Below are 16,131 nucleotides of genomic sequence, written 5' to 3'. Positions count from 1 at the left end.
CATGACCATGCCGTCCCACACCGCCGCCGCCGCCGTCCCCGCCACTCGCGCCGTCGACTGGCCGGGCACCCTGCGCGACGCCGGGCTCGCCGCCTTCGTGGCGCTGCTGCTCACCCTGCCGCTGGTCGGCCTGCGCACCATCGACCGCCCGACCGGACTGGGCATCGAGGCGCGGCCCGACGAGGTCATCGCCTCCATCGTCCTGGTGTTCCTGGGCCGCCTCGGGCTCGGGCTGATCCGCCAGAACCTCGCCCTGCCGGTGCTCGTCCTGGCGCTGGTCTGCGCCGGGGTCGGGCTGGTGCTGCCGATGCCGACCCAGGTGCTGCGCCTGGTGCTGGTCGCCGGCGGCGGCATCATCGCCCTGCGCGCCGCCATCACGCTGACCACCGGGCGCTCCAAGCTGTCCCAGGCCGAGCGCGACCGCCGCATGGACCGCGTCGCCGTCCAGGTCCAGCACGCCACCAAATACATCGCGCCGGTCGCCATCATCGGCGCCGCCCTCCTGCCGCTGACGCCGATCGCCGACCGCCAGATCCTCGACATCGGCATCCTGCTGCTGACCTACATCATGCTCGGCTGGGGGCTGAACATCGTGGTCGGGCTGGCCGGATTGCTCGACCTCGGCTACGTCGCCTTCTACGCGGTCGGCGCCTACAGCTACGCGCTGCTGGCGCATTACTTCGGGCTCAGCTTCTGGGTCTGCCTGCCGCTGGCAGGATTGCTGGCCGCGCTGTCGGGGGTGCTGCTCGGCTTCCCGGTGCTGCGGCTGCGCGGCGACTATTTCGCCATCGTGACGCTGGGCTTCGGCGAGATCATCCGCATCATCCTGGTCAACTGGTACCAGTTCACCGGCGGCCCCAACGGCATCTCCGGCATCCCGCGCCCGAGCTTCTTCGGCATCGCCGACTTCACCCGCACGCCGACCGAGGGCATGGCCGCCTTCCACGAGCTGTTCGGGCTGGAGTTCTCCTCGCTGCACCGCATCGTCTTCCTGTACTACCTGATCCTGGCGCTGGCGCTGGTGGTCAACCTGTTCACGCTCAGGGTCCGCAAGCTGCCGCTGGGCCGCGCCTGGGAGGCGCTGCGCGAGGACGAGATCGCCAGCGCGTCGCTCGGCATCAACCGCACCAACATGAAGCTGGCGGCCTTCGCCATCGCCGCGATGTTCGGCGGCTTCGCCGGCTCCTTCTTCGCCACCCGCCAGGGCTTCATCAGCCCGGAGAGCTTCACCTTCATCGAATCGGCGATCATCCTGGCGATCGTCGTGCTCGGCGGCATGGGCTCGCAGATCGGCGTGGTGGTGGCGACGCTGCTGGTGATCGGGCTGCCGGAAGCCTTCCGCGAGCTGGCCGACTACCGCATGCTGGCCTTCGGCATGGGCATGGTGGTGATCATGCTGTGGCGGCCGCGCGGCCTGCTGGCCCACCGCGACCCGACCATCCTGCTGCATGGCGGCCGCAAACCCCAGGCCCAGAACGCCGGAGCCGCCCGATGAGCGCCGTGATGACCGACAAGCCGCTGCTGACGGTGGAACACCTGACCATGCGCTTCGGCGGCCTGGTCGCCAACAACGACGTCTCCTTCGAGGCGCGGGCCGGCGAGATCACCGCGCTGATCGGGCCGAACGGGGCGGGCAAGACGACGCTGTTCAACTGCGTCACCGGCTTCTACACGCCGACCGTCGGGCGGCTGACGCTGCGCCACGCCGACGGGCGGGAGTTCCTGCTGGAGCGCATGGCCGGCTACCGCATCGCCCAGCAGGCCGGGGTGGCGCGCACCTTCCAGAACATCCGCCTGTTCGGCGGCATGAGCGTTCTGGAGAACCTGATCGTCGCCCAGCACAACAAGCTGATGGACGCGTCGGGCTTCGCGATCGCCGGGCTGCTCGGGCTGCCCGGCTACCGGGCGGCGGAGCGCGAGGCGCTGGATCTCGCGAAATACTGGCTGGAGCGGGTGCGGCTGACCGAGTTCGCCGACTGGGAGGCGGGCAATCTGCCCTACGGGGCGCAGCGCCGCCTGGAGATCGCGCGGGCGATGTGCACCGAGCCGGTGCTCTTGTGCCTGGACGAGCCGGCGGCGGGGCTGAACCCGCGCGAGTCGGCGGAGCTGGCGGAAATCCTCACCTTCATCCGCGACACCCGGACGCCGGGCGGGCACCGGATGGGGGTGCTGCTGATCGAGCATGACATGAGCGTGGTGATGCGCATCTCCGACCATGTGGTGGTGCTGGACTATGGGCGGAAGATCGCCGACGGCGATCCGGCGTCGGTGAGGAACGACCCGGCGGTGATCCGCGCCTATCTGGGCGAGGACGAGGATTCCGAGCTGCCGCCGGAGGTGGCGGCGGACCTGCCGGCCGCGGCGGTCGATCCGGCGGCTCCCGTTCAGAAGGGGGCGTGAGGCGATGAGCATGCTGAAAGTGTCGGGGGTGCACACCTTCTACGGCGCCATCGAGGCGCTGAAGGGCATCGACCTGGAGATCGGCTCGGGCGAGATCGTCTCGCTGATCGGGGCGAACGGGGCGGGCAAGTCGACGCTGCTGATGACGCTGTGCGGCAGCCCGCGGGCGCGCCAGGGGCGGGTGGTGTTCGAGGGCGAGGACATCACCGACCTGCCGACCCACGAGATCGTGCGGCGCGGCATCGCCCAGTCGCCCGAAGGGAGACGGATCTTCCCGCGGATGAGCGTGCTGGAGAATCTCCAGATGGGCTCGATCGTGGCGAAGCCGGGCAGCTTCGAGACCGAGCTGGAGCGGGTGCTGACGCTGTTCCCGCGGCTGAAGGAGCGCATCCACCAGCGGGCCGGCACGATGTCGGGGGGCGAGCAGCAGATGCTGGCGATCGGCCGGGCGCTGATGAGCCAGCCGCGGCTGCTGCTGCTCGACGAGCCGTCGCTGGGTCTGGCGCCGCTGATCGTCAAGCAGATCTTCCAGGTGATCAAGGCGATCAACGAAGAGCAGAAGATGACGGTGTTCATGGTGGAGCAGAACGCGTTCCACGCGCTCAAGCTGGCGCACCGGGGCTATGTGATGGTGAACGGGCGGATCACGATGACGGGGTCGGGGGCGCAGCTTCTGGCTGACCCGGAGGTGCGGGCGGCCTATCTGGAAGGGGGGCACTGAGATGGAGCATCTGCTTGGCGCGTCGCTTCCGGTGTTCCTCGGGCTGACGGTGGTGGTGTTCGGCGGCTTCGGGGTGCTGACCGGGCAGACCCTGGCGGAGGGCTGGAAGCCGGCGTCGGTGGCGGTGGCCTATTCGCTGCTGCTCGGGCTGGGCGACCGCTTCCTCGCCTGGGGCCTGTTCGGCGAGCCGCTGCTGTCGCCATGGGGCTTCCTGGTCCACACGGCCGTTATCGGCGCCATCACGCTCACCGCCCACCGCATCGCCATCGCACGCCGCATGGTCAACCAGTACCCATGGCTCTACGAGCGCGCAGGGCCCTTCGCTTGGCGTGAGCGCAGCCCCGCGCGCGGCTGATCCCACGCACCGGGCATTGTTTGCCATGTGATGTGAAACAACCGCCAAGCGTAGACTTGGCGGTTGTCCAGCCGGTCACCGTAAAAAAACCATACCCGAAGTCATGGCATCGTCCATGTCACGGAAATTCAGAAAATTCGGCTAAAATCCGAAGACACAGACCAATCGATCTCTTGATGATTGGTCGATCAATCAAAAACATGATGGATTTCGTCGAAACCCGACGATATCATCGACGATAACTGTAATAAAAAATTACAGAAATACGACGCGCCTGGACAATCAGCCACCCGAGCAATCGGGAAAACCGACCGAACGTCATCGGCCGGCGCGAACGATCTCGACCATGAACAGGGAAAACGCCGTCACCGGCGTACGGATTCATCCGCAAGGCTTCATCCGCAGGGGAAGGGACAGTCTCATGACAGGGGACAGCAGGGCCGGTTCGCGGCCCCGTCATTTCTGGACCGTCGGACGCAAGGTGACGGCCGCCTTCGTCGCCGCCATCGTCGGCGGCTTCGTCGTCATCATGGGCCTCCAGGCCAGGATGCAGTATGACGACACGGTGCGGCTCGCCACCCACGACGCCCGCGTCAAGACCGACATGCTGGCGAACGCCGCCAAGACCAGCTTCGTCGCCAACGACGGCGCCTCCATCGAGACGGAGTTCATGCCGCTGGCCGACAGCCAGGAGGTGCAGCTCGCCTCGCTGCGCGCGGTGACGGCGACCGAGACGCTGGCCGACTATTCCAACCCCCGCTTCGCCAAATACGACCTCGCCGCCGACAAGGAGGCGGTCGCCGCCGTGCTGGCCGGCAAGGGCGCGCAGACGCATTCGGCCAAGGGGCACATCGTGGTGACGGTGCCCGTCGTGACCGGCAAGAGCAACCGGCTGGTCGGCGCCCTCCAGATCGCCTGGAGCCTGGAGCAGCAGATCGACGCCATCCTGGGCCAGATGCGCAACCAGATCGCCATCTGCCTGATCGCGCTGGTCGTGCAGATCGGCCTGCTCAACCTGGCGCTGAGCCGCATGCTGATCAAGCCGTTGCGCGCCATGGCGGCGGCGATGGCCGATCTGGCCGGCGGCAACAGCATGGCGGCGGTCCCCGGCACCGAGCGGCGCGACGAGATCGGCGCCATGGCCGGCTCGGTCAGCGTCTTCCGCGACAACGCCCAGGCCATCGAGCGCATGCACGCGGCGCAGGCGGAATCCGACGCCAAGGCGGAACGGGCCAAGCGCGCCGCCCTGCTCGACCTCGCCGACCGCTTCCAGGGCACGGTGATGCGGCTGGTCGAGGGCATCGCCGCCTCGGCCGTCGGCATGGCCGACAGCGCCGGCCGCATGGCGGCGGTGACCGGCGAGGCGTCCGACCAGTCGCGGAACGTCGCGCGGGAATCCGACGACATCCAGGCCAACGTCCGCTCGGCGGCGGCGGCGGCGAGCCAGCTCGCCGGCTCGATCGGCGGCATCACCGAGCAGGTCGGCCATTCCGCCCGCATCGCCGGGGAGGCGGTGTCCCACACCGACCGCACCAACGCCACGGTGCAGGGGCTGATCGCCAACGCCGAGCGCATCGGTCAGGTGGTCGGGCTGATCCACGCCATCGCCAAGCAGACCAACCTGCTGGCTCTGAACGCCACCATCGAGGCGGCGCGGGCGGGCGAGGCCGGCAAGGGCTTCGCCGTCGTGGCGACCGAGGTCAAGGGGCTGGCCGATCAGACGGCGAAGGCGACCGACGAGATCGCCGCCCAGGTCAACGCCATGCAGAGCGTGACGCGCGACGCGGCGTCCGCCATCGGCTCGATCGGCACGACGATCACCGCGATCGACGGGATCGCCGGCGACATCACCCATTCGGTGCAGGAGCAGAACGCGGCGACCCAGGCGATCGCGCGGGCGGTGGAGATGGCGGCGCTGGGCACCCAGGAGGTGTCGGGCACCATCGCCGCGCTCGCCCGCACCGCCGAGAGCGCCGGGGCGACCGCCGGCACCGTGCTGGACGCCGCGCGCGGCCTGTCGGAGCAGACGCGGACGCTGGCCGCCGAGGTCGACCGCTTCCTCAACGAGGTGCGCTCGCAGGCCAAGGCGGCGTAACGGCAAAAAAAGCCCTTCCGCCGGGGGACGGAAGGGGGAAGGGAGCACAACCGCTCAGACGGACAAGGGGGGCGGACGGACACCGCCCCCCCGCCGTCGGGAGAACGCCTTAGAAGAAGGCCTGGATGCCCGTCTGCGCACGGCCCAGGATCAGGGCGTGGACGTCGTGGGTGCCTTCGTAGGTGTTCACCGTCTCCAGGTTCACCATGTGCCGGATGACCTGGAACTCGTCGGAGATGCCGTTGCCGCCGTGCATGTCGCGGGCGACGCGGGCGATGTCCAGGGCCTTGCCGCAATTGTTGCGCTTGATCAGCGAGATGATCTCCGGCGACCAGCTTCCGTCGTCCATCATGCGGCCGACGCGCAGGCAGGCCTGGAGGCCGAGCGTGATCTCCGTCTGCATGTCGGCCAGCTTCTTCTGGACGAGCTGGTTGGCGGCCAGCGGACGGCCGAACTGCTTGCGGTCCAGCGTGTACTGGCGCGCCGCGTGCCAGCAGAACTCGGCGGCGCCCATCACGCCCCAGGCAATGCCGTAGCGCGCCTTGTTGAGGCAGCCGAACGGCCCGCCGAGGCCCGACGCGTTGGGCAGCAGGTTCCCGTCGGGCACGAAGGCCTCGTCGAGCACGATCTCGCCGGTCACCGAGGAACGGAGCGACAGCTTGCCCTCGATCTTCGGGGTCGAGAAGCCCTTGGTCCCGCGCTCGACGACGAAGCCCTTGATCTTGTTGTCATGGGCGTCGGACTTGGCCCACACCACCGCCAGATCGGCAATCGGCGAGTTGGTGATCCACATCTTGGAGCCGCTCAGCAGATAGCCGCCGTCCACCTTCGTGGCGCGGGTCTTCATGCCGCCGGGGTCGGAGCCGTGGTCCGGCTCGGTCAGGCCGAAGCAGCCGACCAGCTCGCCGCTGGCCAGACGCGGCAGCCACGTCTTCTTCTGCTCCTCGCTGCCGTAGGCGAAGATCGGGTGCATGACCAGCGAGGACTGCACCGACATCGCCGAGCGGTAGCCGCTGTCCACCCGCTCCACCTCGCGGGCGACGAGGCCGTAGGCGACGTGGTTGACCCCCGGCCCGCCATATTCCTCCGGGATGGTCGGACCGAGCAGGCCCAAGGCACCCATCTCCGCCATGATCTCGCGGTCGAAGCGCTCCTCCCGGAAGGCGCCGATGACGCGCGGCTGCAACTTGTCCTGGCAGTAGGCGCGGGCGCTGTCGCGCACCAGCTTCTCGTCCTCGGAAAGCTGGGAGTCGAGGAGGAAGGGATCGTCCCACTGCATGGTCTTCACGGTGCGTCTCCTGGTCCTTGCCCGAACGGTCGGGGGCGGACCTCTGGGTTGGGCGGCTTCAAGCGATGGACGGGCAGTCTGCCCGGTTGCTGCCATAGTGACAAACACATATTTTCGATCAGCCCCATAACGAAACGATATGACATATCGGGGATTGTCCGTACCGAAGCGTTTCAAAAAACTTTTAACGTGAAGCTTACCGAATCTTATGCAATTTTGCCCGTATATCCAGACTGGATACCCACTCTGACGGACAGCGACGCCCGTGCTTGCTGCATTGCAACCAATAACGGCCTTCTCCGATTTCCCTCTGTTGTTTGGACTCGCCTTGCTGACGCTGTTGCACGAAGACGTTGCGATTGCGGCGGGCGCCAGTCTCATCAGCGTCGGCACTCTCAACATCGGCCTTGCGGCTCTTGCTCTGTTGGGTGGGATTGTTGCCGGAGACCTTTTCATTTATTTCCTCGGAATCCTGTCGCTGCGCGTCACTTGGCTGCGGCGGCGGACCGAGGGGCCGTTGCTTGAGCGCTGCCGCACGGCGTTGCAGAAGAATTTGCTTCCGGCGCTGGTGACTTGCCGTCTGGTGCCCGGCGTCCTGTTCCCGACCTATTTCGCCTGCGGCGCGATGAAGGTGCCCTTCCTGCGCTTCATCGTCATCACGATCGTGACGGCGGTCCTGCATGTCGGTCTGCTGCTGACGCTGCTGACCTCCTCGCTGGAGGCGGCGGCGGTGGAGATGCAGGCCATCGGCCTCGTCACCGTGCTGGTCATCGTCGGGCTGCGGACACGGACGGCGCGCTCGGCGCTGGCCCCCCTGGCATCCCGGCTGAGCCGCGTCATCGGGCCGCACCTGCCGGCCGCGCTGAAGGGGATGCCGACGCCGCACGCCATCGCCCTGCCCGGCATGCCGGTGGTCCCGGCCGGCGCCCGCACCATCGGGCTGGCCGAGCGCATCCCGCCGCTGCTCTTCTACATTCCGCTGGTGATCCAGTGGTTCGCGCTGGGCATCCGCCACCGCAGCCTGAGCCTGCCGACGGCCGCCAACCCCTCGATCGAGGCGGGCGGCCTGCTCGGCGAATCCAAGATCCAGTGCATCGACCTGATCGGGCCGCAGGCGCGGCGCTGGGTGGCGAAATCGGTGGCGCTGGTCAACCGGCCGGATCTGAGCACCGCCGAGTTGGAGCGGGTGGCGGAATCGGCCGACCTCGCCTTCCCGCTGGTCGCCAAGCCCGACATCGGCTGGCGCGGCATCGGCGTCCGGCTGGTGCGCGACAGCGCCGACCTCGCCGCCTATCTGGCCGGCTTCCCGGCCGACTGCCGGGTGATCCTCCAGGATTACGTGCCCTACGCGGGCGAGGCCGGAATCTTCTACGTCCGGCTGCCGGGGGAGCAGAGCGGGCGCATCTTCTCGATGACCTTCCGCTATTTCCCGCACGTCGTCGGCGACGGGCGGTCGAGCCTGCGCGCCCTGATCGCGCGCGACCCGCGCGCCGCCTGGAAGGCCGACCTGCACCACGAGGCGCTGGCCGGCCGGCTGGACGAGGTGCCGGCGGAGGGCGACGTGGTCCGCCTGTCGCTGGTCGGCAGCAGCCGGGTCGGCGGCCTCTACAAGGACGCCCGCGCCCATGTGACGGCGACCCTGGTCGCGCGCTTCGACGAGATCGCCGATTCCATGCCGAACTTCCATTTCGGCCGCTTCGACGTGCGTTTCGCCTCGGTGGAGCGGCTGGAGCTGGGCGAGGACATCCAGATCATCGAGGTCAACGGCGCCGGGGCCGAGGCCATCCACATGTGGGATCCCGATTTCCGGCTGACCGACGCCTACGCCGCGCTGTTCCACCAGCAGGCGCTGATGTTCGAGGTCGCCGCCGCCAACCGGGCGCGCGGCTTCGCCCCGCTGACCGCGCTGGAGCTGGTCCGTTTCCAGCGGCGCCAGCAGGCGCTGCTGCCGCTCTACCCGGCCTCGAACTGACGGAACGCCCCGATGCGCCGCAACGCCCTGCGCCGCGGCGCCATCCGCCACCTCCGCAACCGCCCGTCGCTGGCGACGGCGCTGGCGCTGGCGGTGGCCGTCGCCATGGCCGCCGCGCTGTGGCTGCGCCCGGTCGGTGCCCTGCTGGTCGGCTGGGACGTCGGGGTTGCGCTCTACATCGTCGTCGCCTCCGCCTTGATGAGCCGGGCCACCGTCGCGTCGATGCGCCGCCGCGCCCAGCGGCTCGACCCCGGCAAATGGGGCGTGCTGGCGGGAGCGGTGCTGGCGGCGCTGGCCTCGCTGGTCGCCATCGCGGTCGAGCTGATCGCCGCCAAGGGCTCCCCCCACGCCGGCCTGTCGGCGGGGCTCGCCGCCGTGACGGTGCTGCTGTCCTGGGCCTTCCTGCACGTCTTCTTCGCCCAGCATTACGCCCATGATTACTGGCTGGACGGCACCGGCCAGGGCGGGCGGGCCCCGGATGGCCAGCCCCCGGACGGCCGCAGCCTGGATTTTCCCGGCAACGACGCGCCGGACTATCTGGAGTTCCTCTATTTCAGCTTCACCGTCGGCATGACGGCGCAGGTGTCCGACGTCACCACCCGGACGGCGGCGATGCGGCGGCTGGTGCTGATGCACGGCGCCCTGTCCTTCCTGTTCAACACGGCGGTGCTGGCGCTGGGGGTCAATCTTGCCGCCGGTCTGGTCGGCTGACGACCACTTCGAAAACGAACGATTTGCCGCTGGCGCCCGCCGGATTGCCCTGGGCAGGATGAGCGGCGTTTCGTTGCAACGCCGGAGGGTGTCGTGGGTTTTCGGTCGGCCGGTCCTGCGGCCTGGGCGCGCGCGTCACGGCGCTGCGCGGTGCTGATGTGCCTGCTGGCCGGCGCCCCGGCCGCCGGCGCGGCGGAGGCTCCCGAGACGGTGCTCGCCGGCCTGCTGCGCCGCTACGACGCGCCGGGCGGCGTGCTGGCGCTGTCCGGCCCCGACGGGATCCCCCGCGTCGTCGCCGCCGGGATGGCCGACCGGGCGCGCGGCGTCGCGGTGACGCCGGACACCCGCTTCCACACCGCCTCCGCCGGCAAGATGATGACGGCGGTCGCCGTCCTGCAACTGGTGCAGGAGGGGCGCGTCGCGCTCGGCGACCCCGCCCTGCCGCTGCTCGATCTGCCGGGGGTCGAGCGGCTCGCCAATCTGCGCACGGCGACGGTGGAGGATCTGCTGACCCACCGCTCGGGCATCCCCGATTGCCTGCGCAACGCGGCGGCGGTGACGGCCCGCCACCCGAGCCCGCGCTGGACGGTGGCGGAGGCGCTGACCGAGGCGCCCTGCGGCCGTCCGACCAAGCCGGGCGAGTACGCCTACTCCAACACCAACTACATGCTGCTGGGCCGGATCGTCGAGAAGCTGGACGGGGTCGGCCTTGCCGAGGCGCTGGCGGCGCGGATCTTCCGCCCGGCCGGGATGACGGCGACCGGGCTCGGCGCGGATCCGGCCGACCCCGGCGTCGCGCACGGCTACCGCGCGCCGAGGCCGGACGGCAGCCGGTCGGACGCCAGCCTCTACGCCTATTCCAGCCCGCTCGGCGACGCGCCGGCGACGATGACGGCCGGCGACCTGGAACGCTTCATGACCGCGCTGTTCCGCCGTCCGGGGCTGCTGCTCGACCCGGCGACGCTGCGGGCGATGCTGGTCGACCGGGCGGGCGACGCCGAGGACGGCTATGGGTACGGCATCATGGTGGAGGACAGCGATCTCGGGCCGAAATACGGGCATCCCGGCCGGCTCGCCGGCTTCCGCACCGAGGCCTGGTACTACCCGGAGCGTGACAGCGTCATCGTCCTGATCATGAACGGCGACGAGAACACCGACGACGACGTCGGCCTGCTGCTGGCCCGCGGCCTTCTGACGCCCTGAAGGGAGGCCGGGCCGACGCCGGCGCCCCCCCCAAGGATCGTCAGGCTCAGTTCACCGCCTTGTCGAGCGCGCGGCCGGCCTTCTCGGCCGGACCCGGCGGGTCGATGGCGTCCTTGACGCTCTGGCCGGCGTTGTCGATGGACTTGCCGGCGCGCTCGGCCGGGCCTTCCTGGTGGCAGGCGGCGACGGCGATCAGCGGCAGGACCAGGGCGGCGGTGCGCAACAACGTCAACATCGGAACATCTCCCATCGGAAAAACGGGTCCGGACCGGCGGGCGATATCGATTTCGCCGCGATCCAACCGCCCTTTCAACGCCCGCCGGAGCGGGTCGGACCGGGTTTAGGCCGATTGCGCCGCGCCGTTGCCCCGAAGGGGGCGGCTCATCATTTTGTGTTCCAATGTCAACGGCCCCTCCCCATCCCCGTGTCATGCTTCACGCACAGGCAAGGAGGGAGGCCGGCGATGGCGGTCTACACGCGCGATCTGGGGCGGCATCGGCACCGCTTCGACGACCTGAAGGCGGTGATGGCCTGCGCCTCGCCGCGCCGCTCGGGGGACGAGCTGGCGGGCATCGCCGCCGACAGCGACGAGCGGCGGGTGGCGGCGCGCATGCTGCTGGCCGACCTGCCGCTGACGGTCTTCCTGAACGAGGCGTTGGTCCCCTACGAGACCGACGAGGTGACGCGGCTGATCCTCGACGGCCACGATTCCGCCGCCTTCCGCCCGGTGGCGCACATGACGGTCGGGCAGTTCCGCGACTGGCTGCTGTCCTACGAGGCCGACACGGCGGCGCTGGCGGCGCTCGCCCCCGGCCTGACGCCGGAGATGGTGGCGGCGGTGTCGAAGCTGATGCGCAACCAGGATCTGGTCTGTGTCGCGGCGAAATGCTCGGTCGTCACCCGTTTCCGCACCACCATCGGCCTGCCCGGCCGGCTGTCGAGCCGTCTCCAGCCCAACCACCCGACCGACGACCCCACCGGCATCGCCGCCTCGACGCTGGACGGGCTGCTCTACGGCATCGGCGACGCGGTGATCGGCATCAACCCGGCGACCGACAATGTTCCGGCCTGCGTCGCACTGCTGGAGATGCTGGAGGCGGTGCGCACGCGCTTCGACATCCCGGTGCAGTCCTGCGTGCTGGCCCACGTCACCACCACGCTCCAGGCGATCGAGCGCGGGGCGCCGGTCGATCTGGTCTTCCAGTCGATCGCCGGCACCGAAAAGGCCAACCGGGGATTCGGCGTCAGCCTGTCGCTGCTGGCCGAGGCGCAGGAGGCCGCCAAGGCGCTGAAGCGCGGCAGCATCGGCGACAACGTGATGTATTTCGAGACCGGCCAGGGCTCGGCGCTGTCGGCCGACGCGCATTTCGGGGTGGACCAGCAGACGGTCGAGACCCGCGCCTACGCCGTCGCCCGCGCCTTCGATCCGCTGCTGGTCAACACGGTGGTCGGCTTCATCGGGCCGGAATACCTGTATGACGCCAAGCAGATCACGCGGGCCGGGCTGGAGGATCACGCCTGCGCCAAGCTGCTCGGCGTGCCGATGGGCTGCGACGTCTGCTACACCAACCACGCCGAGGCCGACCAGGACGACATGGACGTCCTGATGACGCTGCTGGCGACGGCCGGGGTCAATTTCCTGATCGCGGTGCCCGGCGCCGACGACGTGATGCTGAACTACCAGAGCCTGTCCTACCACGACGTGCTCGGGCTGCGGCACCTGCTGAAGCGTCCGCCCGCCCCGGAATTCGAGGCGTGGCTCGACAAGGCCGGCTGGCTCGACGAGCAGCGCCGCCTGCCGCCCTGGCCCGACCGGAGCCTCGTCGTCTCCGCCCTGCTGGGGAGGGCGGCCGTATGAACGACCAGCCCAAGGATCCCTGGGCGCGCTTCCGCCGGGCGACCCGCGCGCGGATCGGGCTGGGGCGCAGCGGCGACTCGCTGCCGACGAAGGCGCTGCTGGAGTTCCAGCTCGCCCACGCCCGTGCCCGCGACGCGGTGCACAGCGCGGTGAACTTCGACCGGCTGGCCGCCGATCTGGCGCCGCACCCGACCCTGCGCGTCCACAGCGCCGCCCCCGACCGCGCCACCTACCTGCGCCGCCCCGACCTCGGCCGCCGGCTCGACCCGGCGAGCGCCGCCGCCCTGCCGCCGGCTCCGGCTGACGGGGCGTGGGACGTCCTGTTCGTCATCGCCGACGGGCTGTCGGCGGCGGCGGTGCAGGTCAACGCGGCGCCGCTGGTCCACGCCTGCGTCGAGCGGCTCGCCCACCTGCGCATCGGGCCGCTGGTGCTGGCGGAGCAGGCGCGGGTCGCGCTCGGCGACGAGGTGGGCGCCGCCATGGGCGCCCGGCTGGTGGCGCTGCTGGTCGGCGAGCGGCCGGGCCTGTCGGCGGCGGAGTCGCTGGGCGTCTACCTGACCTGGGATGCGAAGCCGGGGCGCGCCGATTCCGAGCGCAACTGCATCTCCAACATCCACGCCGACGGCCTGCCCATCGGGGCGGCGGCGGACAAGCTGTGCTGGCTCGTCACCGAGGCGGCGCGGCTGAAACTGACGGGGGTCGGCCTCAAGGAGGACGCCCCGTCCCTGGCGGGTCCGGACAACGACAAGAAACAGGGACCGGACCTGCCCAGCCCCGCAAGGGGACACGACGGCAAACCATGACCAACGCCTTCGAACAGGGGCAGGAGGTATTTTCATGTCTGGGAGCACGAAGCCTGAACTGAGCAAGAGCCTGACCGGGCTGCATCTGTGGGGGATCGCGGTCGGTCTGGTGATCTCCGGCGAGTATTTCGGCTGGAGCTACGGCTGGGCGGCGGCGGGGACGCTGGGGTTCCTCGTCACCACCATCCTGATCGCGGCGATGTACACCACCTTCATCTTCAGCTTCACCGAGCTGACCACCGCCATCCCGCACGCCGGCGGGCCGTTCGCCTACAGCTACCGCGCCTTCGGGCCGACCGGCGGCTTCGTCGCCGGCTTCGCCACGCTGATCGAGTTCGTCTTCGCCCCGCCGGCCATCGCGCTGGCCATCGGCGCCTATCTGAACGTGCAGTTTCCCGGGCTCGACCCGAAGATGGCGGCGGTCGGCGCCTACGTCATCTTCATGGGGCTGAACGTGGCGGGCGTGTCCATCGCCGCGACCTTCGAGCTGTTCGTGACGGTGCTGGCGATCATCGAGCTGATCGTCTTCATGGGCGTCGTCTCGCCGGGCTTCTCCTGGGCCAACTTCGCGGCCAAGGGCTGGTCGGGGGAGGACGGCTTCTCGCTGGGGTCGCTCGGCGGCGTCTTCGCGGCCATCCCCTTCGCCATCTGGTTCTTCCTGGCGATCGAGGGCGCGGCGATGGCGGCGGAGGAGACCCGCGATCCCAGGCGCACCGTGCCGCGCGCCTACATCTGCGGGATCCTGACGCTGGTGGTGCTGGCCTTCGGCACCATGATCTTCGCCGGCGGAGTCGGCGACTGGACCCAGCTCTCCAACATCAACGACCCGCTGCCGCAGGCGATGAAGGCGGTGGTCGGCGAGAACAGCGGCTGGCTGCACATGCTGGTGTGGATCGGGCTGTTCGGGCTGATCGCCTCCTTCCACGGCATCATCATGGGCTATTCCCGCCAGATCTTCGCGCTGGCCCGCGCCGGCTTCCTGCCGCCGGTCTTCGCCACCGTCCACCCGACCCGTAAGACGCCGCATTGGGCGATCCTGGCCGGCGGCGTGGTCGGCATCGCCGCCATCTTCTCCGACGGGCTGGTCGAGATCGGCGGGCAGCCGCTGACCGCCAACATCGTCACCATGTCGGTGTTCGGCGCCATTGTCATGTACATCATGTCCATGGCGGCGCTGTTCCGCCTGCGCGCGATCGAGCCGGGGCTGGAGCGCCCGTACCGCGCGCCCTTCTACCCGGTGTTTCCGGCGATCTCGCTGGGGCTGGCGGTGCTGGCGCTGGCGACGATGATCTACTTCAACGCCCTGGTCTTCGGCCTGTTCGTCGGGCTGTTCGCGGTCGGCTACCTGTTCTACCGCTTCACCGCCGATCTGCGGGAGGATGGCGACCCGCTGCTGAACCTCGCGCACGCGGAAGCGCGCAGCATGACGGATTGAGGGCCGTTTGCGCTGCTTAATTCCCTCTCCCGTCCCGGGAGAGGGCGATATTCGGGTCGCCATCCTTCGCGATGGCGGCCCTTTCTCTTTGAAGGCGAAATATCCGCCCATCGTATTATTGTCGCCGCTTGCCTTTCCGGCCATGCTGACTTGCGGGTTCGGCACGGTGTTTGCTGCGTTGCGGCAAACCGGCTTCGAAAGGCTGTCCCATGACGCCGCGCGGATCGATTTCCAGGCAGACTCCCGGTCATTATCCAGGCTCCGGCACAGCGCCTGTGCAACGCAACATCCTGGCCGCCGCCGCGTCGGGCGTCGCCGACTTCATCGCCGGGCAGGGCGGGCATCCCGACGACGTCTTCCATCGCGCCGGCGTCGAGGAGAAGGCGCTCGGCCAGCCGACGCTGGCGCTCGACCTCGGCGCCTATGTGGCGATGATGGAGGTCGCGGCGCGCGACACCGGCAACGACAATTTCGGGCTGCTGTTCGGGCGCCAGTTCCAGCCGGAGATGCTGGGGCTGATCGGCCGCATCGCGCTGGCGGCGCCGACTCTCGGCTCGGCGCTCGACCATCTGGCCCGGCTGTTCCCCTTCCACCAGCAGGCGACGGAGACCCGCTTCGTCCGCGACGGCGAGTTCCTGCGGCTGGAATACCGCATCCTCGACGGCCGCATCGTCGAGCGGCGGCAGGACGCGGAACTGACCATGGGCATGTTCGCCAACGTGGTGCGCGCGGGACTCGGCCCGTCCTGGATGCCGGAGGAGGTGCTGTTCGAGCATCCCCGGCCCGAGGGCTGGCGCCAGCACGAGGCGCTGTTCGACGCCCCGGCCCATTTCGGCCAGCGCACCAACGCGCTGGTGCTGCGCGACCGCAACCTCGACCGCCGCATGCTCGACCGCCGCATGCCGGGGGGCGACATGGCGCGGCTGACCGCGCTGTGCGGCACGCTGGTCGGCATCGCCGGGGACACCGGAACGCCGGCCCTGCTCGACCGCGTGAAGGCCGAGGTGCGCGCGCGCCTGCCGGAAGGCTACCCCTATGTCGAGGACATCGCCGACGCGCTGGGGATCGCCCGCTGGACGCTGCAACGCCGGCTGGCCGACGAGGGGCTGAGCTTCTCCGATCTCGTCGAGCGGGTGCGGCGCGAGTTGGCCGGCGTCTACATCCGCCAGCGCCATGTGCCGGTCGCCGACATCGGCGTCCTGCTCGGCTATTCGGAGGTCAGCGCCTTCAGCCGGGCCTTCCGACGCTGGTTCGGCGTCTCGCCGCTGGGAATGCGGGCGGGCTGAGGGA

Annotated in this window: 14 protein-coding genes; 12 read left to right on the top strand and 2 right to left on the bottom strand. The window is 69.6% G+C overall.

The features are described from left to right. Position 1: 1 nt before the first annotated feature. The 5 genes from livM to JN22_RS03220 all read left to right on the top strand — a co-directional run bounded on the left by livM (position 2) and on the right by JN22_RS03220 (position 5,571). Entirely contained in the window at positions 2-1,495 is a 1,494-nt protein-coding gene (gene livM, locus JN22_RS03240; RefSeq protein WP_085552557.1) for a high-affinity branched-chain amino acid ABC transporter permease LivM, read from the top strand. Next, complete coding sequence (locus JN22_RS03235) at positions 1,492-2,400, top strand: ABC transporter ATP-binding protein (RefSeq protein ID WP_085552556.1); 909 nt, start codon at positions 1,492-1,494, stop codon at positions 2,398-2,400. Before livM ends, JN22_RS03235 begins: the two co-directional genes overlap by 4 nt. Before the next feature lie 10 nt (positions 2,401-2,410). Beyond that, entirely contained in the window at positions 2,411-3,121 is a 711-nt protein-coding gene (locus tag JN22_RS03230; protein ID WP_085553392.1) for an ABC transporter ATP-binding protein, read from the top strand. A gap of 1 nt (position 3,122) precedes the next feature. Next, complete coding sequence (locus JN22_RS03225) at positions 3,123-3,476, top strand: DUF6867 family protein (protein WP_085552555.1); 354 nt, start codon at positions 3,123-3,125, stop codon at positions 3,474-3,476. A gap of 421 nt (positions 3,477-3,897) precedes the next feature. Beyond that, positions 3,898-5,571 (top strand): methyl-accepting chemotaxis protein, encoded by a 1,674-nt coding sequence (locus JN22_RS03220; RefSeq protein WP_085552554.1) that lies wholly within the window; start codon positions 3,898-3,900, stop codon positions 5,569-5,571. 109 nt (positions 5,572-5,680) lie between these two features. Here JN22_RS03220 and JN22_RS03215 read toward each other — a convergent pair whose 3' ends face one another. Then, complete coding sequence (locus JN22_RS03215) at positions 5,681-6,850, bottom strand: acyl-CoA dehydrogenase (RefSeq protein WP_085553391.1); 1,170 nt, start codon at positions 6,848-6,850, stop codon at positions 5,681-5,683. 274 nt (positions 6,851-7,124) lie between these two features. Between JN22_RS03215 and JN22_RS03210 the strand changes: the two genes are divergently transcribed. The 3 genes from JN22_RS03210 to JN22_RS03200 all read left to right on the top strand — a co-directional run bounded on the left by JN22_RS03210 (position 7,125) and on the right by JN22_RS03200 (position 10,745). Then, complete coding sequence (locus JN22_RS03210; protein WP_143268133.1) at positions 7,125-8,831, top strand: VTT domain-containing protein; 1,707 nt, start codon at positions 7,125-7,127, stop codon at positions 8,829-8,831. Between the two features lie 12 nt (positions 8,832-8,843). Then, entirely contained in the window at positions 8,844-9,542 is a 699-nt protein-coding gene (locus tag JN22_RS03205) for a DUF1345 domain-containing protein (protein ID WP_085552553.1), read from the top strand. 93 nt (positions 9,543-9,635) lie between these two features. Further along, positions 9,636-10,745 carry a serine hydrolase domain-containing protein gene (locus tag JN22_RS03200; RefSeq protein ID WP_143268132.1) on the top strand — a complete coding sequence of 370 codons (1,110 nt, stop codon included), beginning with the start codon at positions 9,636-9,638 and terminating at the stop codon, positions 10,743-10,745. 46 nt (positions 10,746-10,791) lie between these two features. Here JN22_RS03200 and JN22_RS03195 read toward each other — a convergent pair whose 3' ends face one another. Then, positions 10,792-10,980 (bottom strand): hypothetical protein, encoded by a 189-nt coding sequence (locus JN22_RS03195; RefSeq protein WP_223677548.1) that lies wholly within the window; start codon positions 10,978-10,980, stop codon positions 10,792-10,794. A 228-nt stretch (positions 10,981-11,208) separates the two neighbouring features. Between JN22_RS03195 and JN22_RS03190 the strand changes: the two genes are divergently transcribed. From JN22_RS03190 to qhpR, 4 genes are all read left to right on the top strand, one after another. Next, complete coding sequence (locus tag JN22_RS03190; protein ID WP_085552550.1) at positions 11,209-12,603, top strand: ethanolamine ammonia-lyase subunit EutB; 1,395 nt, start codon at positions 11,209-11,211, stop codon at positions 12,601-12,603. Continuing rightward, positions 12,600-13,406, top strand: a complete 807-nt coding sequence (eutC, locus tag JN22_RS03185) for an ethanolamine ammonia-lyase subunit EutC (RefSeq protein WP_085552549.1) — start codon at positions 12,600-12,602, stop codon at positions 13,404-13,406. The genes JN22_RS03190 and eutC overlap by 4 nt, the downstream gene beginning before the upstream one ends. A gap of 34 nt (positions 13,407-13,440) precedes the next feature. Next, entirely contained in the window at positions 13,441-14,841 is a 1,401-nt protein-coding gene (eat, locus tag JN22_RS03180) for an ethanolamine permease (protein ID WP_085552548.1), read from the top strand. Between the two features lie 275 nt (positions 14,842-15,116). Continuing rightward, a complete protein-coding gene (gene qhpR / locus JN22_RS03175) occupies positions 15,117-16,127 on the top strand; it encodes an AraC-like transcriptional regulator QhpR (protein ID WP_223677547.1) in 1,011 nt (336 codons plus the stop codon). Positions 16,128-16,131: the final 4 nt, after the last annotated feature.

The organism is Azospirillum agricola (genome assembly GCF_020005195.1).
In the GTDB taxonomy this organism is placed as follows: domain Bacteria; phylum Pseudomonadota; class Alphaproteobacteria; order Azospirillales; family Azospirillaceae; genus Azospirillum; species Azospirillum agricola.
Note: the sequence above shows the minus strand (reverse complement) of the source record. Positions and strands in the feature narration are given on the sequence as shown.